Consider the following 25,300-nt stretch of genomic DNA (forward strand, 5'->3'; position numbering starts at 1 on the left):
ACGTGAAGGAATGTTATGACTTCTAAAACTGTACTACATGCTAAGCACCTAGAAGCGGGCGCAAAAATGGTTGATTTTCATGGCTGGGAAATGCCAATCAACTACGGCTCACAAATAGAAGAACACAATAGCGTACGTACCGACGCAGGTATGTTTGACGTATCACACATGACTATTGTTGATATTGAAGGGCCTCAAGCAAAAGCATTTTTACGTAAGCTAGTAGCTAACGACGTTGCAAAATTAACCGTACCAGGCAAAGCGCTTTACACAGGCATGCTTAACGAGCAAGGCGGTGTAATAGACGACTTAATTATTTATTTCTTTAGTGAAACGTTTTACCGCCTAGTTGTTAACTCAGCGACGCGCGAAAAAGACCTAGCGCATTTGGCTAACGTATCGAGCGACTTTGACGTAACTGTTACAGAGCGCCCAGAGTTTGCAATGATTGCAGTGCAAGGCCCTAACGCAAAAGCAAAAACAGCTACTCTTTTAAATGCTGAGCAACAAGCCGCTGTTGAAGGTATGAAGCCATTTTTTGGTGTTCAAGTAGGTGATTTATTTATTGCCACAACGGGTTATACTGGCGAAGACGGTTACGAAATAGTAGTACCGAACGACCAAGCAGCCGATTTATGGCAACAACTGCTAGACGCAGGTGTTAAACCTGCTGGTTTAGGTGCACGCGACACGCTACGTTTAGAAGCAGGTATGAACCTTTACGGCCTAGATATGGACGAAAGCGTATCACCACTTGCAGCTAACATGGCATGGACCATTGCATGGGAACCAGAAGATCGTGACTTTATTGGTCGTGACGTACTTGTTAAGCAACGCGCAGAAAAAAGCACTGACAAACTAGTTGGCTTAGTGTTTGAAGAAAAAGGCGTTTTGCGTAGCGGTTCTAAAGTAATTGTTGATGGTGGTGAAGGTATTATTACTTCTGGTACTTTTTCACCAACACTTGGTTTTAGTGTAGCCCTTGCACGTGTACCACGTTCAACAGGCGATACAGCTCAAGTAGAAATGCGTAAAAAATTAGTAAACGTTAAAGTAGTAAAGCCTAGCTTTGTACGTAACGGTAAATCAATAATTTAAATAATTTGGTTATATCAATCAGTGTAATTACAGTGATTGATATCCTCCCAATATAAACCAAAGGACAAATAAAATGAGCAACATTCCTAGCGAGTTAAAATACGCACCTTCACACGAGTGGGTTCGTAACGAAGGCGACGGTACATTTACTGTTGGTATTTCTGAGCATGCACAAGAACTTCTTGGCGACATGGTATTTGTTGAATTACCAGAAGTTGGCGACGAAGTAGACGCTGGCGAAGACTGTGCAGTAGCAGAGTCAGTTAAAGCAGCATCAGACATTTACGCACCTATCAGTGGCGAAATTGTTGCTATTAACGAAGAACTTGAAGACTCACCAGAAACAGTAAACAACGACGCTTACGGCGACGGTTGGTTATTCCGTATTAAAGCATCTGACGAGTCTGAGCTAGACAACTTATTAGACGCTGAAGGTTACTCGCACACTATCGACGAAGAATAATTATTCTTTGTAGATAACTAAAAGCCCCGTGTGTTTTATTTAGATATCGGGGCTTTTATGATTTTACAGTTAACTTTTCCATACAAAGTAAGCTGTTAAATTATAAGAATTTTAAGTTATTGCTGTTTACCCATCAGCAGTAGCCACATTTTTTGGATCATAGGAATCTGGACACATGTCAAACGCCAAATCTCTTGAAGAACTAGAGCAAAAGCAAGATTTTATTCGCCGCCATATTGGGCCAAGCCCAGCACAAGTAAGCGATATGCTAAGTGCTTTAGAAGTATCGAGTGTGCAAGAGCTCATTGACCAAACTGTACCGGCTAGCATTCGTCTAGAGCAACCGTTAACAGTTGGACAAAGCCGTACTGAAGTTGAAACACTAAGCTACTTAAAATCAGTAGCAAGCAAAAATAAAGTTTTCAAATCGTACATTGGCCAAGGCTACCACCCAACTAACGTACCGCACGTAATTTTACGTAACGTACTAGAAAATCCAGGTTGGTATACAGCGTACACACCGTATCAGCCAGAGATTGCACAAGGGCGTTTAGAATCATTATTAAACTTCCAAACTATGACCCTAGATTTAACCGGTCTTGATTTAGCAAGTGCGTCACTACTTGACGAATCAACAGCGGCTGCAGAGGCTATGGGCCTTGCAAAACGCGTATCAAAAGCTAAAAAAGCCAATGCCTTTTTTATTGCCGACGACGTACACACACAAACAATCGACGTAGTAACAACGCGTGCCGAGCAGTTTGGATTTGAAATAATTGTAGGTAAAGCAGAAGATGCCGTAAACCACGACATTTTTGGCGCATTGTTCCAATACCCAACTACATCGGGCGAAGTGGTAGACATAACTGACCTAATTGCTGGCGTACAAAGCAAAAAGGCGATTGCCTGTGTTGCTGCCGACATAATGAGTTTATTACTGTTAAAAGCGCCGGGTAAACTAGGTGCAGACGTAGTACTTGGTTCGGCTCAACGTTTTGGCGTACCTATGGGTTACGGCGGTCCACACGCTGCATTTTTTGCAACACGTGACGCATACAAGCGTTCATTACCAGGTCGTATTATTGGTGTATCTAAAGACCGTTTAGGTAACGACGCACTACGTATGGCAATGCAAACGCGCGAACAACACATTCGCCGCGACAAAGCCAATTCAAACATTTGTACAGCACAAGTATTACTTGCCAACATGGCAGCGTTTTACGCGGTGTACCACGGCCCACAAGGCTTAAAAACTATCGCGCAGCGTATACATCGCTTTGCTGATATTTTAGCAAGTGGCCTTAAAGCTAAAGGCATTGCACTTAAGCACAGCACTTGGTTTGATACGCTAACAGTAGTAAGCGATAGCAAAGACGACGTAATAGCGCGTGCAATTGCAAAAGGCGTAAACTTTGCAACAAACCACGAAGGCGAGTACTCAATTTCGGTATCAGAGACTACAACACGTGCCGATATTACTGAGTTATTCGATATTATTTTAGGCGAAGGCCATGGCCTAAGTGTTGACGCTATTGCAGCAGACGTTGAAGCAAATGGCAGCGAGTCTATCCCTGCAAGTTTAGTACGTGACGACGAAGTACTAACGCATCCAAACTTTAACAGCTACCACAGCGAAACAGACATGCTTCGCTACATTAAGCGACTAGAAAGCAAAGACTTATCGCTTAATCACTCAATGATCTCGTTAGGCTCATGTACCATGAAACTAAACGCGACTGCCGAGATGATCCCAATTACGTGGCCTGAGTTTGCAAACCTTCACCCATTCTGCCCGCTAGATCAAGCAGAGGGTTACCAAATAATGATTGGCGAGCTACACGACTGGCTAGTAAACATTACCGGTTACGATGCAGTATCACTTCAGCCAAACTCTGGCGCGCAAGGTGAATACGCAGGCTTAATCGCGATTCGTAAATACCACGAATCACGAGGGGATGCACACCGTAATGTATGTTTAATACCAAGCTCTGCGCACGGTACTAATCCTGCATCAGCGCAAATGGCGAGCATGAAAATTGTAGTAGTTAACTGCGACAAAAACGGTAACGTAGACATGGTTGACCTTAAAGCGAAAGCTGAGGAAGTGTCTGAAAACTTATCGTGTATTATGATCACATACCCGTCTACGCACGGCGTATACGAAGAAACAATTCGCGAAATTTGTGACATTATTCATGAGCACGGCGGCCAAGTTTACATGGATGGCGCAAACATGAACGCGCAAGTTGGCGTAACAAGCCCAGGCTTTATTGGCTCAGACGTATCGCACTTAAACTTGCATAAAACATTTTGTATTCCACACGGTGGCGGTGGTCCAGGTGTTGGCCCAATTGGTGTTAAATCGCATCTTGCGCCGTTTATGCCAAACCACAGCGTAATTAACGTACCAGGTACTAACATCGGTAACGGTGCGGTATCGGCAGCGCCTTACGGCTCAGCCGCTATTTTACCTATTTCATGGGCTTACATCACCATGATGGGGTCAGAGGGCTTAAAACAAGCTACTGAAATGGCAATTGTTAATGCTAACTACTTAACGCATGAGCTAAGCAAGCACTTCCCAATTTTATACCGTGGTCGTAACAACCGTGTTGCTCACGAGTGTATTGTTGACTTACGCCCGCTTAAAGAGCAATCAGGCATTACTGAAATGGACGTAGCTAAGCGCTTGCAAGATTACGGCTTCCATTCACCAACTATGTCGTTCCCAGTAGCTGGCACATTAATGATTGAGCCAACAGAGTCTGAATCAAAAGGTGAGATTGACCGCTTTATCGAAGCAATGGTGTCAATTAAAGGCGAAATTGAAAAAGTAATCTCTGGCGAATGGTCAATCGAAAACAACCCGCTAGTGTTTGCACCGCATACACAAGGCGACGTGTTAGGTAACGAATGGGATCGTGCATACGACCGTTTTTACGCTGCATTCCCAGTACCTGCAGTGGCTAAAAACAAGTTCTGGCCAACCGTTACACGTATAGATGATGTATACGGTGACCGTAACTTAGTATGTTCATGCCCAGCGGTAGAGACTTATCGCGACTAATTTTTGAAAAAAATTCCACTGTAGAGAGGAATTTATCAAAATTATAAAAAGCCGTTGCAGCAATGTAACGGCTTTTTTGCGTGTGTTTAAACATTGTAGATACCATCTCTCATTGATAAATGATAGCTAATCATTTATCAATGAGAGATACAAGACGCACAGCTTGCAGGCGTGTTGGGCGCAGCCCAAAAGATGTTTAATTATTGAAGGCGCATACTTTGTTTCCTTTTGGCTCATTGAGGGATTAGAAACCTTATTCAAGGTTTTGTCGCGCTGGCGACGGCAGCCAAAGAGGGGCTGCCGCTGGTCCCTCTCTGGACACTCTCAGCGCACCCGAGCATCACGCTATTTCCTTCAAACCACAATTGATGTGAATGTAAACGCCATGAAAGCACATCCATGTGCAAGCATGGCTTTCATTTCATCCATGAAATGCATTACTCATCAATTACTTATTTTCAGGGCGTGATGACGGGGGAGGGTGTTAAACGTGAGGTTGGTGTTTGGTCTTGGCAAGAAGCAAGACTGACCCTCTGTATTTCCTCTAGGTAGAGTGAAACGAAACCCAGCGAATCACAAATATACTTACTCGCTTAAAAGCCAAGAGTGTGTGTTATTTATTGTAGGCGTTTAGCTTGCTGACGCGCGGGCGGCAGCCCGAATAAGTATTTGAATAGGTGCTTGAGGTTACTATTACAGATAACGCGAATACGTTTCGTACTTCTAGAAATTAGAAACCTTATTCAAGGTTTTTTGCCAGATTGCTGGCGGCAACCAAGGGGCGGCTGCCGCCGACCGCCCCTTGGAACCCCACGGTGCCCCAAGCATCACGCTTAACCCTTCAAACCACAAAACAAATCAGCAGGGTCAGGTTTTTCTTTTTGCCTTTTGTGATTAAAAAATGCAAAACCTGCCCCTAGTAACCCCATTCAAAAAGGGCAATATTATTGCCCTTTATTATGCGCTTAAACTAGTTGTTATAAACTATAGCGCTACTAAGCTTTGCTCTAGCATTGCCTTTATTTGTTTTACTATTTTAGCTTCTGTTTCAGGTTCGAACTGTTGTATACGTGGGGTATGAATATGCCCTGTAGGTATACTTGAATTAAGCGCATCGCGCAGGCTAATACTCCGGTAAGATATTTCGTTAGACAGGTAACCACCGCCGTCGCTATTTACCGCAATACTATTTTTAAGCTCGCCGTACGAACCGGCTTTATAGGTTTTATCATGCGATGAACATTGGAATAGGGTGTGAAAACACCTTCTTGAGTGATGACGATTTTAGATGTTTTTTATACTGCATTGATCAAGCAAGCCTTTGCTTTAATATTGAAGTGCATTCGTATTGTTTAATGACGTGAACCGCTCTCATCTCCTTTGTACAAATTAATATAATTTTTATAGATTGTATTTCTAAGGATCCTAGGGTGTTTTATTGATTCATTTTTTAATATATGTAAGCATTGAGATATGTAAAAAAACTACATGATGTAGTATGCTTTTTAGAGTAATTAATAACGCAAGGAGCGAATATGACTGATCAGTTCTTAGTACCAAACGACTACGCGATTCATATTGTAGAAAAGCGAATGAGTATCGATGCTTTAATAATTGCACTCTATAACACCCCTTCTGAAAAGACATTCAAACACTTTAAATTTGTAAACTCACATATTGTTGATGGCTATGCAAAGCCAGGTCAGATCGTGTTGATATCGCCAATCAATACAATGGAGTGCACTGAGCTAGAACAGCAATTTCAGGCTTCAGCTCTTGAAGTAGATAAAAAGCTAAGAGAGCTCGATGAGCATGAAAAAGAAATACTTTCTAAGCGTTATGAGCTGCTTAGTAATGTCGCTAAGTATAATGGGTTGTATTTAGGTGTTGCTAACAACTCTTGGAATTCACACGTTGGGCAAGTTAAAGCGATTTTAAAGGAGTTAGAAAAGACATATGTTAATCAATACAATGCGCATGGCAATTTAAATAACCAACAGTTTTTCCATAGGCGCAAACTTCTTTTTACTCGTTTAGATACAGCCCTAAGCCGCTTTGCTCAGCCAGCCTTAGGCGGAAGTTTAGTGGCGGGTGATATAAGACGAAATTTAGGATTAAGCTCTAAAAGCATGATACATCATTGGCAACAACAAGGTGGGATGGCTAAAAGTATTCCTGAATTTGCCCAAAACTATAAAACAGTAGCCAATATGGCCAAAAACCTGAAAAGAGTTGGGTATGTTGGGATTGCGCTGACAGGTGTCGAGGCAAGTGCAAATATTGTAAAAGCATGCACAGAAGGAAATGAGCAAGCTTGTACTAAGGCTAAGTATGTTGAGACAGGCAAAGCTGGAGGTGCAGTTTTAGGAGGTGCAGCGTTAGGCTATCTTGGGTCCTATACATTATGTAGTGTAGTTTTTGGTTTACCATCCGGAGGAACGAGCCTTTTGTGGTGTGGTATCGTAGCGGGTGGAACAGGTGGTGTACTTGGAGGTTTTGGTGGAGGCCATGCTGGAGGGGTTGCTGGCGAGTTAATATATGAGGTTGTTGAAAAGTAATGGAGCCTATTAAATTGTGGTTCTTAACTCTATTTCTTACATCTGCGGGTCTTTTCTTTTTTTTAATATTACCAATATTAATAGCTATAAAAGATAAAAAAACACGTCTGATAGAGGATGCTCTAGATGATGGAAACCGTTTTTATTCATTAAATATCATAACTGCTGGTAGCGGAGCATTACACTATGGTTCTATATTTCTATTCGACTGGTATGCAAGACGTTATAAAGTAATAGAAAAAAGAAAAGAGGTCCCGAAAAATTTACAGGTGTGGTTTAAGCTTTATTATATTTTATTTATAATATTTAGCTCTATGTTTTTATTAGCATGCATTATTGCATATTTGGGTTTAGATTGACTGTTTTTCTTCTTTGTTGATTAAATAATGGATTTGATATTTTTCGGTGTTGGCCTAGGTGTCATTTTTATCATTATTTTACCCTTAGCTTTTTATTTAAAAGGGAAAAAGCTCAGAATTGTTGAAGATATTTTAGATCAAGGAAACCGCTATTACTCCCTAAATATTTTTATGGCGCTCCATGGTTTACTTCATTATGGTAGTGTATTTTTATTTGATTGGTATGCAAAACGTTATAATTTATTAAGTGATAGAAACAATGTACCAGCTCAAGTCTCGAAACTATTTAAAGTGTATTTTGTAATTTTTATGCTTTGCGTACTTTTAATATTTTCATCTACATTATTTTTTTAATAATGACTTTAGTCGATAGAAAAACCAAAGCTGCCCTGTCACCCATTAGAAAGCTTCAGTCAAGCAGGCAGCAGTGTTTTCTTGATTTATTTATTCAAAAACCAAGTGTTTTTATTATTTAAACTCAATTTAAATATGACTATGTACCTAGCAATGACGTCGATTGGTGTGAATATGTACCAGTCACCCATATGAATTTAGGCAGTTTAATTAAGCATTCTCGATGATTAATTAAGGCCCTTGGCTTTCGCCTCAGTCATCGTTTAGTACCAACAAAAATCAGCAGGGTCAGGTCTTTCTTTTTGCCTTTTGTGATTAAGAAAAAGGCAAAACCTTCCCCTAGTAACTCCATTTAAAAAAGGGCAATATTATTGCCCTTTATTACGCGCTTAAATTGGTAGTTATAAACTATAGCGCGACTAAGCTTTGTTCTAGCATTGCCTTTATTTGTTTTACTATTTTAGCTTCTGTTTCAGGTTCGAATTGTTGTATACGTGGAGTATGAATATGCCCTGTAGGTATACTTGAATTAAGCGCATCGCGCAGGCGAATGCTTCGGTACGATATTTCGTTAGAGAGGTAACCACCGCCACCGCCATTTACCGCAATACTATTTTTAAGTTCGCCATACGAAGGCGCTTTATAGGTTTTTTCAAGCGTGGTGACTTCATGATTGTCGATAACTTTATAAGGGCCTTTGGCTTGTTGCATGTAAGTTACAGGCAAGCTAAATTTTACAAACTCGTTGCCTGGGAGTGGTCGGCCATTGAGTTTTGGTATTACTGGGCTTGTTTGCGTTCCACCATACACAATATTGGCATTATCGGGAGCGGTTACACTGCGGCGTTTACCCGGGAAGTGCTCTAAATCAAATTCTGTTCTGCCCATACTTACGGTTACTACCATGTCTACATTATTAAGTGCGTAGTAGGGGGCAAGTAGCGACTCTATTATACCTTGATCAAAGTCTTCGTAGCGTACAGGCACCATAACAGTGTTAATTTCTGCGCTTATGCCGTTGTAATTAATAACTTGGCCGTCGAGTAATAACGCCGCAACACCTGAGGGGTTACTTTGGTTTATGTTTTTATCGAGTAAAAAAGGGTCAAAACCCGTTAGTAATATTTTTTTAGTACTGCCTGATGAAAAAGCAAGGTCGGTACGGCCTCTACTGCCTTCCTCAAGTAGGGTTAGTAAAGTATTTAGTTGAGTCTGCGTAATTGAGAATTTAGGTGAAGTTGTGCGTATTACTTTGCTTGAAAGCAAGCGTGCCCAGTAAAGCTCTCGGTCGTCGTAGTTATTGGTTTTTGCTATGCGTTGTTTTGCGTTTTCCCATAGTTCAAAGCTAAAGTTTTGTACTAATGCTTTTGCACTTTTAAAGTTGTTAAGTTCTTTAAACTGTTGCTCAAAATTTGATACTTGTGAGGTAAATGCATTTAAAACATTTGGCATTGCCGATTGGGCTTTGTTGATACGCTGTTCTTCAACAGTTAAAGGATTACTTAAAGCAGCGAATGAAGAGGCAATTAAGCTGGTCGCTAATAATACTTTGATCATAATATTCCTAATATAAGGCTATTTTTTATGTGTAATTTACTATCCTATTATTACTAACTTAGGGCAACCGATTAACGTTGAATCGACTGAAATTTGCTTTTGCCGTGCATTAGTATTGTTTAACGGCCAATTAGTATCATCGGCTAATAAAAATCCCTGAGTCAAAAATTGATCTTTATAGGTTCTACTTTAAGTTCTAATAAAAGTAAAAAGCCGTTACAGCAATGCAACGGCTTTTCATTATGGTTTTATGCGCTTCGACGATACGAGCGAAAGGCTTTATAGTCCTTTAAAACCCTCTATTAATCATCTGGCCCTTTTAAGGTAAACACTAAATGTTTACGCATATCCTTTAAAATCACGCCTTTTTTAAGCATTGCGCCGCTTAAGCGTTTTTGCCATTTTAATAAATCTGGCTCTGCGGCTGCTAAGGCTTGCTCGTTTTCAAACTGAAAACACAGCAGTAGTGAACTTGGAAATAAGTGATATTCCACATCAAACCAGCATTGCAGCATGTCTGGGAGCTCAGCGCGGCCTTGCTCTTCTAATTTTTCAGCAGTATTAAGTACAAGCGCTTGCTGTTTTATTTGCACTGCAGAGAGTTTTTTCATTATCAAAATCCAAGTTAGCGGCTAAAAAATGCAGCCGGAATTTGGGCATTATACGCAAGCTTATAGGCAGGCAACAACTTTGAAAGGGAGTTAATGTCCAATAGAGTGTATCTGCTTAAAATTTAGGGTCATGTTGCAAGGCACCTCCAGTTTTTCAACCTATGTAGGTCGGATAAGTGGCGCAGCCGCGTCATCCGACTTTTTAAGTTTCATCACTGAACTCCGATTTGGGTATTAATATATTTTTTAGCTCAATAGTTAAGTAACCTTAACCTAGGCTTTTGCCAAGTTGCTTGCGACAACTGGGGAGTGGTTGTCGCAAGGCGCCTTTAGCGCCTCACCACACTACGCTTAATACTTATAAGAGGTATTAATTGGGTAGGTTTATTTGGAGCGGCGTTTGTCTAGTACGTAGCGTACGGCCATTCTTGCAACACCCGCACCAATACCTGAGACTACTGCCCATGTAACGGCCTCTTTAAGATCTGTTTCTTCGCTTGGTCTATCTTTTGGAGCTGGTTCGTTGGTAACCTTTTCCCACGATTTTTGTAAAGTTTTCCTTGTTAACATACCTGCTGATGCAGCGGCGAGACCTATACCTATTGTCGTAATTAGTTGTTTATTACTCATAATGTTCTCCTTTTTATAAATAACGGCAGCGTTATTTATGTATAACTCTTTAAGTAAGAATATTAATAACAGCAATTTATGTACCGATAGGCTGAGGCGCTTTTAAATCATAGCGTTCCTGTTTTATACAAATTAGTCGTTTAAAACCACACTCACATCACACTTTCACACAAGCTAAATAACCACTGTAGAGCGTGCGCAACTCTGCTCAAAATCTTCTTTTTAGATATTAACTCTGCAATTTAACTTACCTTCTAGGCGGCTTATCGCACTCATTGCTGTACAGATAGTAAACACTTTCACCCTATGCTTTAATATTAAAAAACAAGGGAGGGCGTTATGAGTAAAAATCGATTTTTATTTAATAAATACGTTTTGGTAATGGCTGTGTCGGGCACTTTGGCAGTGCCGCTACCAGTGCTGAGCAACGATAAGGGGCCGCTAGTTGAGCAGCTTTGTGCTAGTTGCCATAGTTTAACTAACCTTGAGCGCAGCGCGGGTTATAGCCAGCAGGACTGGCAAACATTAATAAGCTATATGGTTGATACGGGCGCAGATACCGCGCTTAATAAAGATATAAGTGCTTATTTAGCTGAGCATTATCCTGTTAACACTAAGCGCGAGCCTAAGGTTGTTACCGGCGATTTAAAGCTTAGCTTTAAGTACTGGCAAGTGCCAACGCTTGGGCAGCGCGCTCGCGATCCGGTGCAAGGTAAAAACGGACTTATTTGGTGGGTTGGCCAGTGGGGTAATATTTTAGGCAGGTTAGACCCTCAAACCGGCGATATGAAAGAGTACACACTGCCAAGTGGTACCTATGCGCACAGTGTGTCGCTTGATAAAAATCAAACCCCTTGGTTTTTAGGCAATAAAAATGGCACGGTTGGATATTTAGACTTAAAAACCGAAAAATTTAAAGTGTATAAAATGCCAAATAAAAATGCCCGCGACCCGCATACTGGTGTATTTGATGAAGCCGGAATATTTTGGTTTACCCTCCAGCATAGCAATATGATTGGCAAGCTAGACCCTACAACTGGCGATATTCAATTAGCTACTTTACCCACTAAAGGCTCGCGGCCATATGGTATTAAGCTTGATTCAAAAGGTACGCCGTGGGTGTCGTGTAATGGTAGTAACTGTTTGGTTAAAGTTGATAAAAATACCATGGAGCTTAGTGAGATAAAACTCCCAGGCGCTAAAACGCATACTAGGCGATTAGCCATTACGCCTGACGATATGGTTTTTTATGTTAACTCTGGCATGGGTAAACTTGGCCGCTATAACCCCAAAAACGGTAAAATAACGCAGTGGGATAATCCCAGTGGTGAAAACAGTCACCCGTATGCAATTGAATATGCCGATAACGCCATTTGGTTTAACGAGTCAGCCAAGCGTCCTGAAACCTTAGTAAGGTTCGACCTTAATACCGAAACTATGCAGAGCTGGCAAATTCCGAGTAAAGAAGGAGTTTACTCTGGCTTAATTAGGCATATGCGCATGGGGAATAATGGGCTGATCATTCATCAAACAGCGACCAACCAATTAGCTGAAATTACGTGGAGTAAGTAATAATTTATTTTGTGTTAAAGCTGTGTACTGCTTATTAGTAAGTTTTCTTATATTAGGTAGGAGTTTTTTACAAAGCTTAGCAATTTTTACCTTTTAAATAAGTAAATTGATACAATTATTTATGTAAGATATTGATTTTTATTGGTTAAATTTGTGGTTTGGGTTTTGCTTAGTAGTAAGTGTATTTTCTTAAATAAATAAAGGAGTTATTATGAGTACCGTTATTACTGGGTTATTCGAAAGTGCATCACAAGCAACACTCGCAATTTATAGATTAGAAGCTTTAGGTATTAATGAAGCTGACATAAGCATTGTAGCCAACGACTCATACGCAAAGGAAGATTTTGCTGTAGACGAAGGTACAAAAGCGGCTGAAGGCGGCCTTGTAGGCGCGGCTTCAGGTGGTATTCTTGCTGCAATTATTGGCGGTTTTACTGCAGTAGGTACTGTAGCAACAGGTGGTACGGGCTTATTAGTTGCCGGACCATTAGTCGCAGCATTTGCTGCTGGTGGCGCAGGCGCCGCAGTAGGTGGTACTTTAGGTGCTGCAATTGGTGCGTTTATTCCTGAGCACGAAATTAAATATTATGAAGATGCCATTGAAAAGGGCTCTATATTAATTGGTGTTAAGTACGATAGTGACAACAAAAACGCTATTGAAGAAATACTTAACAATGCAGGCGCAAGTAACGTTTCTACGGCTTAATGCTAACTAATTAGTTTCAAAATTAATTAAAAAGGTGAAACTTCGTTTCACCTTTTTTTTCGTTTTTAACGGCGGAGCAATTATAAATATTAACGTAATTTTTTATCATTAAATAAACTCCATATATAAGTAAATTGGTTTTAAACATGCTTTGATTATAGAAAAGACTTATTTAGATAGGCGCTTTTTATTACATGTCGTAAGGCCTCTCTAACAACACCAACTCTCGAAACTACCGCCTATATAATAACGGCCTTTTTAATAGCTACTTTTTAACTTGGCTTGTCTTTTTGGGTTGGATCGTCGGTAATCTTCTTTTATGAGTTTTGTAAAGTTGCCATTCTGTTTGTAAATATGCCTTGGTTTTTGTTTAACTTTTGGGTGAAAGTCAGTTTTTTTAATTAACTAGCTATTTATTTAAAATTAATAAAAATTATAAATTTACCTTTTAATCAATAGATTAAAAATAAATAATACATAAATTCATGTTTACGCGTAGGGCTGGTATATACATTGAAACTACTTGTTTAATAGTCGCTTAATTTAGCGTTATTGCTTTATTAATTTGATACTAAACGAGGAGATGATGATGAATTGTTTGCAGTTTGATTCAAACGCTAAAAGACCTTTAACCCGCGTTTTAAAACCAGCTTTTGCGATACTACTTACCGGTGTGTTACTACAAAATAGTGCACTGGCTAATGTAAAAGTTCAAATGCACCAAGTAACTAAGTCCGGCCAAGGGCAATCACTAGGTACTATTACACTAACAGAAAATGATAACGGTGTTGTTTTTTCACCAAGTTTAAAAGGTTTAACACCGGGGCTGCATGGTTTTCATGTTCACCAATTTGCTAGTTGTGAACCCAAGAAAAAAGGCGAGAAAGTTGTGCCGGGGGGCGCCGCTGGTGGGCATTTCGATCCAAAAGCTAGCGAGCATCATGATGCTCCTTGGGGGGATGGCCATTTAGGCGATTTACCGGCGTTGTATGTAAATGAAAGTGGCCTAGCTAAATCGCCTGTTTTAGCGCCAAGGCTCACGCTTGAAAAACTTAAACAACACGCAGTAATGATTCACGAAGGAAGTGATAACTATGCAGATAAGCCAAAGCCATTAGGTGGCGGTGGCAAACGTGTTGCTTGTGGCGTAATTGAGTAAATCTAAGGAGGAAGTTATGCCATATAAAAATCGTGATGAATTACCTGAGTCGGTAAAAAGTAACTTACCTAAACATGCTCAAGAGATATATCAAGAGGCGTTTAATAGTGCGTGGGATACCTATCAGGACCCTAGCGATAGAAAAAACGATGATGACCGCGAAACAACAGCGCACAAAGTAGCTTGGTCGGCGGTTAAAAATAGTTATAGCAAAAATGATAATGGAAATTGGGTAAAGTCGAGTAACTAAACTAACAACAAAGCTTAAGCATTAAAAAGCCGCCATAGCTGATATAGCGGCTTTTTATATAGACGTTTTATAGTTGCGATGTTTATACAATACTTTGCAGTCTGTTTGAGTAAAAACTGGTAAGCAAAACCATAAGTACTGCTTTAAACACGAATGTGAGTTTGGTTTAAATTTGCGTTATTATTTATTTGTATTAGCCAATCAGAGAACACTTTGAATTATTTAGCTCATCTTTATTTAGCGCAGCCCACAGCCGATTCTCACTTTGGGAACCTGTTGGGTGACTTTGGTGGAAAAAGACATGTAAAGCACTTACCAAACACAGTTAAAAATGGCCTCGATAACCATTATTTAGTTGATAAATTTACCGACTCTCACCGCGAAGTTAAACACGCTAAACAATACTTTTCACCCGAGCGTAAACGCTTTGCTGGTGTGGCTATTGATGTGGTGTTTGATCACTTTTTAATTGTGCATTGGCAACGATTTAGCAAGCAACCTTTAAGTGATTTTAAGTACACCAGCTATCAGCTTTTAAATAACCGTATACCTGTTATGCCAGCGCGAATGCAGCATGTTGTAACAAGTATGACTAAAAACGATTGGTTTAAAGAGTACGAAACCGTTGAGGGAGTAGGGCTTGCGCTTGATAATATAGCCAAACGCATTCGTTTTACGAACACTTTTGCGGGCGCGGCTGATGACATAGCACAGAATTACGATGAATTAGAAGCCGTGTTTCTAGCGTTCTTCCCGGAGCTAATTAAGCATGTAAGTGAGTTTGACCTTGAAAGCACCCCAAAAAATGGCATAAAGCGCATTATTTAAAGTTTTCATCAATTGTTAATCTTTTGTGATAAGTTAAGGTGAAAAAAACGCTACTCTAATACAAATTAATTTTTGAGTGTTTTTAATGAATCGCAATTACTTGGCTATTGTGGGCTTTGCTGTTTTAGCGGCATTTCTATCTGGTTCTGTATTAGCTTTTGACTTCGACTTAAAATCGGTACGCACAACTATTTCAAATCCAAATACTAGCCATGCGTTAATATACGACGACTTGGCTGGGAGTAATCAAAAAACACTGTTTTCGTTAGAGCCCATAAATAACCAGCGTGTGGGTGTGTTTTTTGATATTAACGATATTGAAATTGGCTACTCTGCCGACATTTTTGAAGATGATGTTGAAACAAAAACACAGAATATACTGCTTTCGTATAGAAAATTTAAAAATTCTAAAATCACATTCAACTATCAAACGCTTGAAGGGCTGCAAAGCACGGCTAGCAATTTAAGCGGCAATCAAACGGATCAAATTTTCTCGCAAAATACACGTTCAACCAAGTTTGAGTTATCTGGCCAACACAACTTTTATACCTTCAATAATAAAGCGTCTTTGTTTGAGCATTTTTTTCTTAATAGGCCAAAGCTAAGCAGCAAATTTGATTTGTCGTTAAGTGTTGTTGGCGCGTGGTCTTTCAAGCATGTATCTCTTGAGAACAAAGATAATATTGTGTTTCAGGCTGATTTTTTAAATTCACCTGTGCCACAGGTCACTAAGTTAATTTCTAATTCGTATGGGGCGAGTATTGGCTTGCTTTTATCATTTTCGTTACCGCATAATGTTCACGTATTTGCTGAATACAAAGTAGGTAAAGGGCATATTCAAAACACAAACCCTGGGCTGGGGTTAAAAGATTCGGGCGCCGAAAAAGTCGAGGCATTCGGTGGTGGAATTTCTTGGACTTCCGACAATAAAAAACTTATGGTCGTACTACGTGCGTGGGAGCAAACAGGCCGGCATATAGATACTTCTTTGGGTGATTTGTCAGTAATTAAGTTTTTTTAGTATTGATCACCGAAATAGTAAATTTACCAGGAATACTATGAGTAAGAATAACGCAGTACCTCAGGCTTATGTGAAGCAAGAGGAAGGTTACCGAATTAAAGCCTTAAGATTGTACCCTTGGGTATGCGGGCGTTGTGCTCGTGAGTTTGAGTACTCTAATTTACGAGAGTTAACGGTGCATCATATAGATCATAACCACAGTAATAATCCAGAGGATGGCAGTAACTGGGAGTTATTGTGTATTTATTGCCACGACAATGAGCACAATAAATACCACGAACATATTATGTATGGCGGGTCGACTACAGAGCGAAAAGTTGAGGCTGCAACGCATTCTCCATTTGCCGATTTAAAAGCGATGCTTAATAAATCAAAGTAGCTTTAGAGAGAGCTATTTAGCAAGAGCGAAGCATTTTGTGCCTCGCTCAAACTTGTCGCTAAATTTTAATCGCCTCAGTGGGCGTTGTTGATAATCCACTAAAATACTTCATTACTAATTGGCCTTGGCTGTCTTTTTCTATTACTAAGTAATTGTTTGAATTAGGATAGTAAAAGCTATTTTTAGACATGGTAATTAGTTTTGTTTTATCGCCACCGGTGCGCTTAGAATACAAAACGTCATTTTCAAAAATTAGGCTGCGTAAGGTGTTTTTATCAATACGGTAATCACCCAATACGGGCGCTAACTGCTGCGCTGTTACATCTGCTTTTTTAAACTCGGGGAGCGCAATACCCAGTGCTTTGGCTGTGAGTTTTTCGTTGATAAAAATAGGGTTTATGTGGTTTGAATTAGCCAGTACTGCAACATATAGCTTTTGCTCTGGAATATAGCGTGCATGTGCTAAAAAGCCATTTATTCCGCCAGTGTGTTTAATTACGGTGTATTCATTCAAAGGCTTAATAATTAATCCGTAACCATAGGATGAAAAGCTGCCGTCATTGAGTTTAAAAGGGCTAACCATCTTCTCATAACTTGCTTTACTAATAAGCTTGCCAGACGATAATGCGCTAAACCAAATGTTTAAGTCGGTTGGGGTAGATATAAGCGCACCTGCGGCATAAGGCCAGTCCATATTAATATAACTTGTGTTTATAAAGCCTTGCTCTGTTTGCTCATACCCAGCTGCGCGGTGAGCAACAATTTCTTGCCCTTCATAGCTGCTTTGAGTCATCCCTAGTTTTTTAAATATATTTTGTTCAATAAAGTCTTTGTAAGATTGCCCACTCGCCACTTCAATTATTTTACCTAGCAGTGAATAGCCCGTGTTCGAATAAGCCATCGCTTCGCCGGGTTCAAACACCATTGGGTGTTTGGCAAATCTCTTGAGTGTATCGTCAACGCTGATGGGTACTTGTATTTCTTTATCGAATAAGTCGTCGTCATCTGTGTAGTTGGCTATGCCTGAGGTGTGGGTTAATAAGTTTTCGATTGTGACGAGGTTGCCCTCGGTGGGGAAGCTTGCAACATACTTATGAATATCATCGGTAACCGCTAGCTTACCTTGCTCTTGCAACATCATAATTGCAGCTGCAGTAAATTGTTTTGAAATAGAACCTAAACGTAAAACGCTTTGCTCATTAAGTGCAATGTTATGCTCAAGGTTGGCAAGCCCGCGCGTTCCTTTGAAAAGTACTTTGCCATTTTTGCTTATAATTACCGATACCCCGGGCTCGTTTTCAACTAGGCTCTCGTTAAGAATTTCCTGATATTGCGAGGCTGTCGGATTTGCTATTACAAGGCTGGGTGTTAATAGCAAGAGGGCTAACAAACAGCTAGCGTAAAATGGCTTAATCATATTCATCCTTTTAGTTTTTATACCAAACCTGTAAATAGGTTTAGCGATCCTTGTGCTTATTAATGAATTAATATTGCACAGCTAAAAAGTAAACACAATTATCAGATTTTATAGGGACTCAGTAATAGGTATAATCGCCGCGTTTATTGGTTTTATTATTTTCTTACAAGGAAGTTATTTATATGCCTGATATAACGGCTCTATTTTATATTGCGATTATGGCTTTTTATTTATTACACAAAAACGAAGAGGGCAAAATATTAGTGCCCATAATAGGTTTTGCTGCAATTCCTCTTTTTAGCAACGATTACTGGCTATGGTTTAAGGTAAGCGTAGGGTTAGGAATTTATGTATTGATGGTGGAAAAAGCTAAAGCAGGGTATACCGGTGGCGGGGCTGTTTCAGCATTTGCTATGTTTTTTATGGTGGCTTTTTTAGTTAGTATTATTATAAAAACTATTTTTTCTGTTGCTATTAAATTTAGTTTTTAAACCTCATGTTTATTTAGTCAAAACTAAATTATCTCTACTTTCTCGCGCATACTTGTGGTTTATTATTTTTAATAAACCACAAGTAGCCCTTTAATTTAAATTAATGAGTTAAAAACATTCCAACATTAGTGCCAAAAACTAGTGGCACTGTATCTTTACCTATTTTGCCAAATTTTATTGAGTTACCCATTACTTCTCCCGCTAATGGGTAGCCTTGCCATATAATGTCACCTGTCTTTGTACTAACTTCAGAGATAAGACTTGATTGTGAATAATAATTATTGTCACTTGAGTTTGTGGTAATTAATACATTATCAGAATAAGGTAATTGTATTAGGCCTGTTACTTCACCATTAATTCGAGCTTTTAGTAATAGTTCTAAGTCTAATGAAAAAGTAACTAAATTACCCTGATATGAGTATTCAGGAGAAAAACATAAAACACTATCCGTTTGAGGTTGTGCATAAAGACTCTTACATTCCTCTGAGTTTACTGAACTGGAGCGCATGCTCAGTTTATTATTCTCAAAGGTAAGAGTTGTTAGGCTATCTCGAGTACTTAGTATTACTAATTTTTCCCCTAAAGTACTTGTTGTGGCAGTAATTGAGGTGATGGCACTGCTAGCTGTCCATGTAGCTAGAATATTATTGTTACTAATGTCGTGTACGGTAAGTGTTTCATATGTGGCTATTAATGCATCGTCATAGCCATCGTTATTAATATCAGTAACCTCTAAAGCATTATAATTAGAAGAGTCATCTTCTGTCGTTACTTGCCATTTAGAAATATCAGACTCTAATTCAATTACGTTTAGGGAAGGAGAGTAATTGCGAGTTCCAAATATAAATAATTCATCATAATTGTCTGAATCTATATCACCTATTGCTGCTAGGGCTGCTTCGAGAATATTTGATGAGCTATTATAATTAGGTGTAACTTCACCATCTTCATTCATAGTTAAGTATCGAGGGCGAATATAGCCACTATTTGTACTAGGAATTATATAAACTGCCGCCTCTTTTTCAGGGCTTATATTTGCCCACCCAGCTGCAATATAGGAATCGTATTGTGAAGGTGATTCTCTATTTGCGTTATGCCATAAAATTTCGGGATTTGGAGTAATACCAGCGACTACTAGTATATCTTTACCTGAACTGCTTAAGCCTGTCCCCCAAACAATTTCTTCTTTACCATCATTATTAATATCGCCAACAACCATCGCAGCGCTGCCATGATCTATAAGTGGCAGTGTCCACAGCTCTGCATGGGTATTATCAGTAATATCGTAGGCGTGAACTTGACCCCATTGGCAGTCGCCAATTATTATCTCATCGGCTGGGTCGTTATCTATATTTGCTGTGGCTACAGAACAATTATCCTGATTATTAATAGTTAGGATTTGAGAGCGATCATTAGCATTCCATACTGTTATCGAATTCCATCCTTCAGTGCTAATGATCTCATCTATACCATCGCTATTTACGTCACCTGTTGCCATAATTGGGCCAAAGCCGTCAGCGTTAAACCATTGACTGCTAGCACTTTGGATATCAAAAACTTCACCGTTTGAGAGTATTAATTCTAATGATGTGTCGCTATCGATATTGGCAACAGCTATTTCAATAGGAGAATCTCCCTCTAGAGAAAAGCTAAAAAGCTCTGTTTGAAAATTATTGTCGTAAACAACAGCTTCTTTAGCGCTATAGCTTTCACCAAAAATTACGATTAATTCAGGTTCGCTATCACTATCAATATTTTTTACCATAAAATTGTGGATAGTTTTACTTGTCGAAAATACACTGCGAGGGGGCTGTGTAAAACCACTTACTTGATAGATATTATTATTTGTTCCTACAAAGGTATTGTTTGCGCCATTATCTTCTTTAAATACAGATAGGCGCATTTCATTCTGATTACCGCCAAAAGAGTATGGGTAGCTGTAAATTGATTCGAATCCATCGCTTTTTTGAGATATAACAGACAGTCCACCTAATTTATCAAGCACCAACATTTCGTTATTTTCATCGCCAATGAAGTTACCAATTTGCATACCGTTAGATATATGGGTGAGCTCAATATCCTTTCGCATTGTAGGTGCTTTAAAGTTTGGTATTGTTACATTTATTTCACTAACTAATGGCTCAAGGGTTCTATCAGATGTAAAAGCAAATTTAACCGTATTTTGTTGCGTTATCATAGGCAATAGTGGGGTCCATTTTACTTCCCCTTTGCTTGATACCGTCATTCCAGTGGGTCCGTATAATAACTCGACTGGGGTGTCTGACTCAGCATCTTTATTTACATTGAATGTAACTTCTTCGCCTGCTTTTGCTTCAGTAGGTGCGCTTGATAAAGACAACGTTATTGCTCTATCAAGTGTAAAAATAGCACTGCCGCCAGTGCCTGATTCATACCATTGCATTTGTTGTTCATTAGGAAAACTAGCAAATAGCTCAAGGTTAGCCCCAACAATATAATCAAAAGAACTTTCACAGTCATACCCTTGATTTTGTTGCTCAAAGCTTAGGGTTAATGAGTGACGTTCACCGCTATCAACAGGTGCATCAAATGAGTAGCTACCGGTTACATTCGACTGATTAGAATTGATTTCGAAACTACCATCTGTATTAAACTGAAATGTTTCTAAGCATTTATTTGGGTACTCGTAAAACCAAGTGGCACTAATTGATTTTGATGTTTCATTAACAGCAGTTACAGCGGAGTTTGGGGCGTCTTCACCCCCGCCACCGCAACCGGAAATGAAGCTCGTTGATAAAAATATTACAGAGAGTAGCTTTCGCATTACATCTTCCTTAATCTGAGCTTTGATAAGCCATATAAATAAACTGAAATATAAGATTAGCCATGACGCTGAGCATAACTAATGTATAAAAGTGAACGAATTGTGAATAAAAATAATCAGTAAATCTAGTTAAATCATAATTATTTGTAAACATAAGTAAATTGAACGACTGCTAAAGTGGTTGGTTTGAGATAATTAATAGTCGTACGGCTGTTGCGCATAGCCGGTACTAATTGAGCGTCCAAAAAAAAGGCCGGTTACTACTTGGTAGTACGGCCTTTTAAAACTCTAGAATAGATTAGTAATTATAAAGTTTATTTTTTCTTTTCGCTTGGTGCTGGTTGGCCATAATTAGGTGAACGAGGTCCATATAATAAGCCGTTGTAAACATCTGAAGAAAGTAAGCGTGTTGAAGTCATTGCTGCGATTTCAAAGCCTTTATCGGTTACCGTTTCAGCAATTTGATTGATTGCTGCAATAACAAGCATACCTACAAGGCCACCACCGCCATTACTTTGTTGTTCAGCTGAAGAGGCTCTTGCTTTACCTTGCCATAATTGCTCGCCAGTGCGTAAATCAACTAGTGAGGCTGACACAGTTACAGCTGTTTCGCTAGAAATTACAACATAGCTAGTACCGTACTCTTCAATAGTGATGTAAAGCGCAGAGTCTGCACCAAAAATTTCATGTAATTTATTCACCGGTACTTGGTGTACGTCGCTTGCAACAGTGAGGCCATTACCTTTAAAGGTTTGATCAACTAAAGCAACAGGAAAAACATAAAAACCCGACTCAGCTATAGGCGCGACCATTTGAGTCATCACACTGTATGGTGCAATTACTTCAGGTGTATTATTTAGCGGAGGTAAAATAATAACTGAGTGAGGGTCTGCTTGTTTAAATGCTGTGTAGTCATGTGCTGGTGGAGGTGAAACACAACCAGCGAGTAATGCGACTAATGCGATCGCTGTGTATGATTTTAAATTAAGCATATTAAGCGCCTTTCGCAGATTTTAGAAGGAAGTCGATGTAATGAACTGATTCTGGGAAAAGTGATTTCTCAGTTTCGAAGTGAGTAGTGCCTAATGAAGGATTACCCGTTTCAAAGTACAGCATACCTAGGTGAGCATGTAGGCCAGGTGCAACATTCTTACTTTTGTTTGCGGCATCGGCAATAATTTGCTCAAGCATACTAATTTGCTCTTCGGCTGTTACGTCATCTGCTTTTAAATAGGCGTATACGGCAGTGCTATAGTCACCGTAATAGTAAATAGGTTCTTTCGTTGAGTTACAACCCGTTAGGGCTATACAAACAAATGCTAAGGTAATTAGCTTTTTCATTATTTATTGCCCCATTGGCCAGCTTCAAGACCAGTAACTAACTTGTTAACGACTTCGCGAATAGCTAGATCAAGTACTTTGCCATTTAATGTGGCATCGTATGAAGCTGTGCTACCAAAACCAATAACTTCACGTTCTGATAGGCTGTATTCACCAGCACCTTGCACTGAATAAATAACTTCTGATGTAGTAACATCAACAACATTAAGCGTTACTTTAGCATAAGCAATTTGCGATTTACCTTTACCCAATAAACCAAAAAGCTGGCGATCGCCAATGGCTTTACGGCCAAACTCTGTTACATCACCAGTTACAACAAATTTAGCACCGCTAAGAACTTGTTTTGTACCTGTTAACTTTGCCTCTTCCGCAAGGGCTGCCATATTGTCGCGATCAAGCACACTAAAGCGATTTGTTTGTTGTAAGTGGCTCATTAGTGTTGTTTTTGCTTGGCTACCTAAACGGTCTTGGCCTGATGCAAATATACCATTTTGAAAGCTCGAACGGTTTACAAACTGACCTACGACTAGTTTGCTTTTTGCACCTGAGTAGGTTGTGTTATAGCTAGCAACAGTTGGTGTTTCTATTACTTTTGATGATGTTGTAGCACACCCAGCTAAAGAGGAAGCTGTAATTGCAGCGATTACAATTGTTTTAATGTGGCTTTGGTTAATTCGCATAAATTTTTGTCCATATAGATAATTGCAGAAGTTTTTATTGATAGGCGCTTGATTTTTATACTTATAAGTCAATTACTTATTTCAAGAGTCCATTCAACTTACTTTATAAACAAAAGTTGATGTAAATACAATGTTATTTATGTTTTATACAGATACACACAATGAAAAAGAATAAATTCTTTGTAATAACAATGCTAATTCATTAGTTTTTAAATTATTGAAAGCCTTTTTCTATAGTTGATATACAGGGAGATTTATTGCGTGCTGAGTTGTTAATTAGTAATTTTATTCAATTAACTTTAATTTTTAAAACCAATTGGCTGCAACTTGAAGTGGGGTAGGGTCGCCTTTTTAGATACCCAAAACACTAAGGTTTGCTTTGTTGGCGATATTTTTTTAGCGCGAGGCAGGGTTAAGCCAGTTAATGATAATTGCTGCTTGGTCTGCATGTCACTTTGCTCGTAGCCAATAACAACAAAGTCGTGTTTTAACTTGTGTCCTGCGTTTTCGCCGCTGTGTATTTGTGTTTCTATGCCAAAGCCTAATAGAGCTACATGGGCTATTAAGTTTTGGTTAGTATTATCTTCGGTATTAACAGAATCGTATTCGAGATTAATTTTACTGTTGTTTATAGTCGCTTTTAAATTACCTAAATAACGGGCTTTAGCTACGGGAATAGCTTGTTTATAAAACCAACCTTGCCACCCGTTGCCGTTAACCATAAATCCTGGAGTAGCTACAATCCTACTTTTACCGAGTGCCTTATACGTGCGTTGTCTTTTACTAAAAACAGCAGAGGCAAACGGGTCTTTCCATCCTAAATAATCCCAATAAGTAACATGAAAATTAATAGGGATTAAATCAGTCCATAGTTTTTCATCATCTGTAAACGTTGAAATCCAGCGCTCTGCTGGTGGGCAGCTACTGCAACCTTGCGATGTGTAAAGCTCTAAAAAGGTAGTCGGATTAGCTGTACTGGAAATAGTTACTTGCTCAGCAGCTTGGCTTTGAAAGCAAAAAATTATTAACCCAACAAGTGAGATTAAAAATGGACGGGATATTGCTTTAAAAGGCATGTTACTTCTCGCAAAGGCTGATATTGCATTCAGCCTAAATGATATTTACGAATGAAGTATCACGAAATACTCACAATTAAATCACGTTTTAACTGTGTATTTTACTTAGTTAAAACTTAATTTGAACACCCGCTCAAGTTGTGCTTTAATCGTTGCTCAATTATTGAGGAACTTTACATGATTAAATTTTATTTTCACCATACTCCTAACCCAATGAAGGTTGCACTCTTTTTAGAAGAAACAGGCTTACCGTTTGAACTTGTTCCTCTTGATACTTTAAAAGGTGAGCAACATACACCTGAATTTAAAGCAATTAATCCAAACGCTAAAGCGCCAGCAATTGTTGATGGTGAAACACGTGTGTTCGATTCGAATGCTATTTTAATGTACCTTTCTGAAAAGTATGGGAAGCTTGAAGGCAAGGGCGAGGACCGCGCTGAAATGCTGTCGTGGTTAATGTTTATCGCATCGGGTTTAGGTCCGTATTCAGGGCAAAGTGTTCACTTTAGACACATGGCGCCAGAAGGGCTTGATTACGCGGTTAATCGCTATTTACGTGAAGCGCAGCGCCATTACGAAGTACTTGATACTCACCTTGAAGGTCGTGACTTTATAGTGGGTGATACGTATACCATTGCTGATGTATCTGCATGGGGTTGGATTGATAAAGCACCGGTTGTATTAGGTGAAGAGGGTTTAGCACCGTACCCAAATCTTAAGCGTTGGTTTGAAAGTATTAATAACCGCCCAGCGGTTGCACGCGCACGCGCAATTGGCACTGACATCGAATTTAAAAAAGAGTTTGATGAAGACGCTAAAAAAGCGTTTTTTCCTTCAAACTATCCAAAAGTATAAAAAGTAATTAATACTAAACAGCAGA

The 25,300-nt window shown here is 39.3% G+C and carries 24 protein-coding genes and 1 pseudogene; 15 read left to right on the top strand and 10 right to left on the bottom strand.

The genetic code is table 11. From position 1 onward, the window contains the following. Nucleotides 1-15 precede the first annotated feature (15 nt). The 3 genes from gcvT (at nt 16) to gcvP (ending at nt 4,628) form a co-directional block, all read left to right on the top strand. A complete protein-coding gene (gene gcvT, locus H5157_RS00785; RefSeq protein ID WP_024590230.1) occupies nt 16-1,098 on the top strand; it encodes a glycine cleavage system aminomethyltransferase GcvT in 1,083 nt (360 codons plus the stop codon). A 73-nt stretch (nt 1,099-1,171) separates the two neighbouring features. Then, the gene (gene gcvH, locus H5157_RS00790) at nt 1,172-1,561 is read left to right on the top strand and encodes a glycine cleavage system protein GcvH (protein WP_002958029.1); all 390 of its coding nucleotides are present in this window, start codon (nt 1,172-1,174) and stop codon (nt 1,559-1,561) included. Between the two features lie 175 nt (nt 1,562-1,736). Beyond that, nucleotides 1,737-4,628 carry an aminomethyl-transferring glycine dehydrogenase gene (gene gcvP / locus H5157_RS00795; RefSeq protein ID WP_182719871.1) on the top strand — a complete coding sequence of 964 codons (2,892 nt, stop codon included), beginning with the start codon at nt 1,737-1,739 and terminating at the stop codon, nt 4,626-4,628. Nucleotides 4,629-5,612: 984 nt separating this feature from the next. On the opposite strand, the pseudogene H5157_RS21035 reads toward gcvP, so the two are convergent. Next, nucleotides 5,613-5,858, bottom strand: a pseudogene (locus H5157_RS21035) (hypothetical protein); the annotation flags it as partial. 305 nt (nt 5,859-6,163) lie between these two features. Here H5157_RS21035 and H5157_RS00800 point away from each other — a divergent pair. The 3 genes from H5157_RS00800 to H5157_RS00810 are packed head-to-tail and all read left to right on the top strand — an operon-like array spanning nt 6,164 to nt 7,899. Beyond that, the gene (locus H5157_RS00800; RefSeq protein WP_182723928.1) at nt 6,164-7,186 is read left to right on the top strand and encodes a hypothetical protein; all 1,023 of its coding nucleotides are present in this window, start codon (nt 6,164-6,166) and stop codon (nt 7,184-7,186) included. Continuing rightward, nucleotides 7,186-7,545, top strand: coding sequence for a hypothetical protein (locus tag H5157_RS00805; RefSeq protein ID WP_182723929.1), 360 nt, complete (start codon nt 7,186-7,188; stop codon nt 7,543-7,545). The genes H5157_RS00800 and H5157_RS00805 overlap by 1 nt, the downstream gene beginning before the upstream one ends. 27 nt (nt 7,546-7,572) lie before the next feature. Next, a complete protein-coding gene (locus tag H5157_RS00810) occupies nt 7,573-7,899 on the top strand; it encodes a hypothetical protein (protein ID WP_182723930.1) in 327 nt (108 codons plus the stop codon). Between the two features lie 408 nt (nt 7,900-8,307). Here H5157_RS00810 and H5157_RS00815 read toward each other — a convergent pair whose 3' ends face one another. The 3 genes from H5157_RS00815 to H5157_RS00825 all read right to left on the bottom strand — a co-directional run bounded on the left by H5157_RS00815 (nt 8,308) and on the right by H5157_RS00825 (nt 10,697). After that, nucleotides 8,308-9,456 (bottom strand): hypothetical protein, encoded by a 1,149-nt coding sequence (locus H5157_RS00815; protein ID WP_182723931.1) that lies wholly within the window; start codon nt 9,454-9,456, stop codon nt 8,308-8,310. Between the two features lie 302 nt (nt 9,457-9,758). Then, complete coding sequence (locus H5157_RS00820; RefSeq protein ID WP_182711453.1) at nt 9,759-10,067, bottom strand: hypothetical protein; 309 nt, start codon at nt 10,065-10,067, stop codon at nt 9,759-9,761. A 384-nt stretch (nt 10,068-10,451) separates the two neighbouring features. After that, entirely contained in the window at nt 10,452-10,697 is a 246-nt protein-coding gene (locus H5157_RS00825) for a DUF4235 domain-containing protein (protein WP_002958040.1), read from the bottom strand. 339 nt (nt 10,698-11,036) lie between these two features. Here H5157_RS00825 and H5157_RS00830 point away from each other — a divergent pair, with 339 nt between their 5' ends. From H5157_RS00830 to H5157_RS00860, 7 genes are all read left to right on the top strand, one after another. Then, nucleotides 11,037-12,269, top strand: a complete 1,233-nt coding sequence (locus tag H5157_RS00830; RefSeq protein ID WP_182723932.1) for a cytochrome C — start codon at nt 11,037-11,039, stop codon at nt 12,267-12,269. A gap of 211 nt (nt 12,270-12,480) precedes the next feature. After that, nucleotides 12,481-12,975 (top strand): general stress protein, encoded by a 495-nt coding sequence (locus tag H5157_RS00835; protein WP_002958042.1) that lies wholly within the window; start codon nt 12,481-12,483, stop codon nt 12,973-12,975. 589 nt (nt 12,976-13,564) lie between these two features. After that, nucleotides 13,565-14,134, top strand: a complete 570-nt coding sequence (sodC, locus tag H5157_RS00840; RefSeq protein WP_182721471.1) for a superoxide dismutase family protein — start codon at nt 13,565-13,567, stop codon at nt 14,132-14,134. A 16-nt stretch (nt 14,135-14,150) separates the two neighbouring features. Next, nucleotides 14,151-14,384, top strand: coding sequence for a ChaB family protein (locus H5157_RS00845; protein ID WP_182723933.1), 234 nt, complete (start codon nt 14,151-14,153; stop codon nt 14,382-14,384). A gap of 213 nt (nt 14,385-14,597) precedes the next feature. Beyond that, complete coding sequence (locus H5157_RS00850; protein WP_182723934.1) at nt 14,598-15,212, top strand: ACP phosphodiesterase; 615 nt, start codon at nt 14,598-14,600, stop codon at nt 15,210-15,212. 85 nt (nt 15,213-15,297) lie between these two features. Next, nucleotides 15,298-16,233 (top strand): hypothetical protein, encoded by a 936-nt coding sequence (locus H5157_RS00855; RefSeq protein WP_182723935.1) that lies wholly within the window; start codon nt 15,298-15,300, stop codon nt 16,231-16,233. A gap of 37 nt (nt 16,234-16,270) precedes the next feature. After that, complete coding sequence (locus H5157_RS00860) at nt 16,271-16,612, top strand: YajD family HNH nuclease (protein WP_024604747.1); 342 nt, start codon at nt 16,271-16,273, stop codon at nt 16,610-16,612. A 58-nt stretch (nt 16,613-16,670) separates the two neighbouring features. Here the strand turns inward: H5157_RS00860 and H5157_RS00865 are convergent, their stop codons facing one another. After that, complete coding sequence (locus H5157_RS00865) at nt 16,671-18,029, bottom strand: serine hydrolase (RefSeq protein ID WP_182715735.1); 1,359 nt, start codon at nt 18,027-18,029, stop codon at nt 16,671-16,673. Between the two features lie 146 nt (nt 18,030-18,175). On the opposite strand from H5157_RS00865, the gene H5157_RS00870 reads away from it, so the two are divergent. Further along, a complete protein-coding gene (locus H5157_RS00870; RefSeq protein WP_259398785.1) occupies nt 18,176-18,520 on the top strand; it encodes a hypothetical protein in 345 nt (114 codons plus the stop codon). 100 nt (nt 18,521-18,620) lie between these two features. Here the strand turns inward: H5157_RS00870 and H5157_RS00875 are convergent, their stop codons facing one another. From H5157_RS00875 to H5157_RS00895, 5 genes are all read right to left on the bottom strand, one after another. Further along, the gene (locus H5157_RS00875; RefSeq protein ID WP_182723936.1) at nt 18,621-21,323 is read right to left on the bottom strand and encodes a VCBS repeat-containing protein; all 2,703 of its coding nucleotides are present in this window, start codon (nt 21,321-21,323) and stop codon (nt 18,621-18,623) included. 314 nt (nt 21,324-21,637) lie between these two features. Further along, nucleotides 21,638-22,315 carry a DUF799 domain-containing protein gene (locus H5157_RS00880; protein ID WP_008165257.1) on the bottom strand — a complete coding sequence of 226 codons (678 nt, stop codon included), beginning with the start codon at nt 22,313-22,315 and terminating at the stop codon, nt 21,638-21,640. Between the two features lies 1 nt (nt 22,316). Then, complete coding sequence (locus H5157_RS00885) at nt 22,317-22,664, bottom strand: DUF4810 domain-containing protein (RefSeq protein WP_008165258.1); 348 nt, start codon at nt 22,662-22,664, stop codon at nt 22,317-22,319. Next, entirely contained in the window at nt 22,664-23,344 is a 681-nt protein-coding gene (locus H5157_RS00890; RefSeq protein WP_076923668.1) for a CsgG/HfaB family protein, read from the bottom strand. The genes H5157_RS00885 and H5157_RS00890 overlap by 1 nt, the downstream gene beginning before the upstream one ends. Before the next feature lie 299 nt (nt 23,345-23,643). Further along, nucleotides 23,644-24,420 (bottom strand): DUF1223 domain-containing protein, encoded by a 777-nt coding sequence (locus H5157_RS00895; RefSeq protein ID WP_259399334.1) that lies wholly within the window; start codon nt 24,418-24,420, stop codon nt 23,644-23,646. Nucleotides 24,421-24,597: 177 nt separating this feature from the next. Here H5157_RS00895 and H5157_RS00900 point away from each other — a divergent pair, with 177 nt between their 5' ends. Beyond that, complete coding sequence (locus tag H5157_RS00900; RefSeq protein WP_182723937.1) at nt 24,598-25,275, top strand: glutathione S-transferase family protein; 678 nt, start codon at nt 24,598-24,600, stop codon at nt 25,273-25,275. Nucleotides 25,276-25,300: the final 25 nt, after the last annotated feature.

The sequence above is a fragment of the Pseudoalteromonas sp. SG43-3 genome (assembly GCF_014164385.1).
Taxonomy (GTDB): domain Bacteria; phylum Pseudomonadota; class Gammaproteobacteria; order Enterobacterales; family Alteromonadaceae; genus Pseudoalteromonas; species Pseudoalteromonas distincta.

Excerpts from the sequence above, each read along its gene's own strand:
- gcvT (WP_024590230.1), top strand. The coding sequence starts at position 16 with ATGACTTCTAAAACTGTACTACATGCTAAGCACCTAGAAGCGGGCGCA.
- gcvH (WP_002958029.1), top strand. The coding sequence starts at position 1,172 with ATGAGCAACATTCCTAGCGAGTTAAAATACGCACCTTCACACGAGTGG.
- gcvP (WP_182719871.1), top strand. The coding sequence starts at position 1,737 with ATGTCAAACGCCAAATCTCTTGAAGAACTAGAGCAAAAGCAAGATTTT.
- H5157_RS00800 (WP_182723928.1), top strand. The coding sequence starts at position 6,164 with ATGACTGATCAGTTCTTAGTACCAAACGACTACGCGATTCATATTGTA.
- H5157_RS00805 (WP_182723929.1), top strand. The coding sequence starts at position 7,186 with ATGGAGCCTATTAAATTGTGGTTCTTAACTCTATTTCTTACATCTGCG.
- H5157_RS00810 (WP_182723930.1), top strand. The coding sequence starts at position 7,573 with ATGGATTTGATATTTTTCGGTGTTGGCCTAGGTGTCATTTTTATCATT.
- H5157_RS00815 (WP_182723931.1), bottom strand. The coding sequence starts at position 9,456 with ATGATCAAAGTATTATTAGCGACCAGCTTAATTGCCTCTTCATTCGCT.
- H5157_RS00820 (WP_182711453.1), bottom strand. The coding sequence starts at position 10,067 with ATGAAAAAACTCTCTGCAGTGCAAATAAAACAGCAAGCGCTTGTACTT.
- H5157_RS00825 (WP_002958040.1), bottom strand. The coding sequence starts at position 10,697 with ATGAGTAATAAACAACTAATTACGACAATAGGTATAGGTCTCGCCGCT.
- H5157_RS00830 (WP_182723932.1), top strand. The coding sequence starts at position 11,037 with ATGAGTAAAAATCGATTTTTATTTAATAAATACGTTTTGGTAATGGCT.
- H5157_RS00835 (WP_002958042.1), top strand. The coding sequence starts at position 12,481 with ATGAGTACCGTTATTACTGGGTTATTCGAAAGTGCATCACAAGCAACA.
- sodC (WP_182721471.1), top strand. The coding sequence starts at position 13,565 with ATGAATTGTTTGCAGTTTGATTCAAACGCTAAAAGACCTTTAACCCGC.
- H5157_RS00845 (WP_182723933.1), top strand. The coding sequence starts at position 14,151 with ATGCCATATAAAAATCGTGATGAATTACCTGAGTCGGTAAAAAGTAAC.
- H5157_RS00855 (WP_182723935.1), top strand. The coding sequence starts at position 15,298 with ATGAATCGCAATTACTTGGCTATTGTGGGCTTTGCTGTTTTAGCGGCA.
- H5157_RS00860 (WP_024604747.1), top strand. The coding sequence starts at position 16,271 with ATGAGTAAGAATAACGCAGTACCTCAGGCTTATGTGAAGCAAGAGGAA.
- H5157_RS00865 (WP_182715735.1), bottom strand. The coding sequence starts at position 18,029 with ATGATTAAGCCATTTTACGCTAGCTGTTTGTTAGCCCTCTTGCTATTA.
- H5157_RS00875 (WP_182723936.1), bottom strand. The coding sequence starts at position 21,323 with ATGCGAAAGCTACTCTCTGTAATATTTTTATCAACGAGCTTCATTTCC.
- H5157_RS00880 (WP_008165257.1), bottom strand. The coding sequence starts at position 22,315 with ATGCTTAATTTAAAATCATACACAGCGATCGCATTAGTCGCATTACTC.
- H5157_RS00885 (WP_008165258.1), bottom strand. The coding sequence starts at position 22,664 with ATGAAAAAGCTAATTACCTTAGCATTTGTTTGTATAGCCCTAACGGGT.
- H5157_RS00890 (WP_076923668.1), bottom strand. The coding sequence starts at position 23,344 with ATGCGAATTAACCAAAGCCACATTAAAACAATTGTAATCGCTGCAATT.
- H5157_RS00895 (WP_259399334.1), bottom strand. The coding sequence starts at position 24,420 with ATGCCTTTTAAAGCAATATCCCGTCCATTTTTAATCTCACTTGTTGGG.
- H5157_RS00900 (WP_182723937.1), top strand. The coding sequence starts at position 24,598 with ATGATTAAATTTTATTTTCACCATACTCCTAACCCAATGAAGGTTGCA.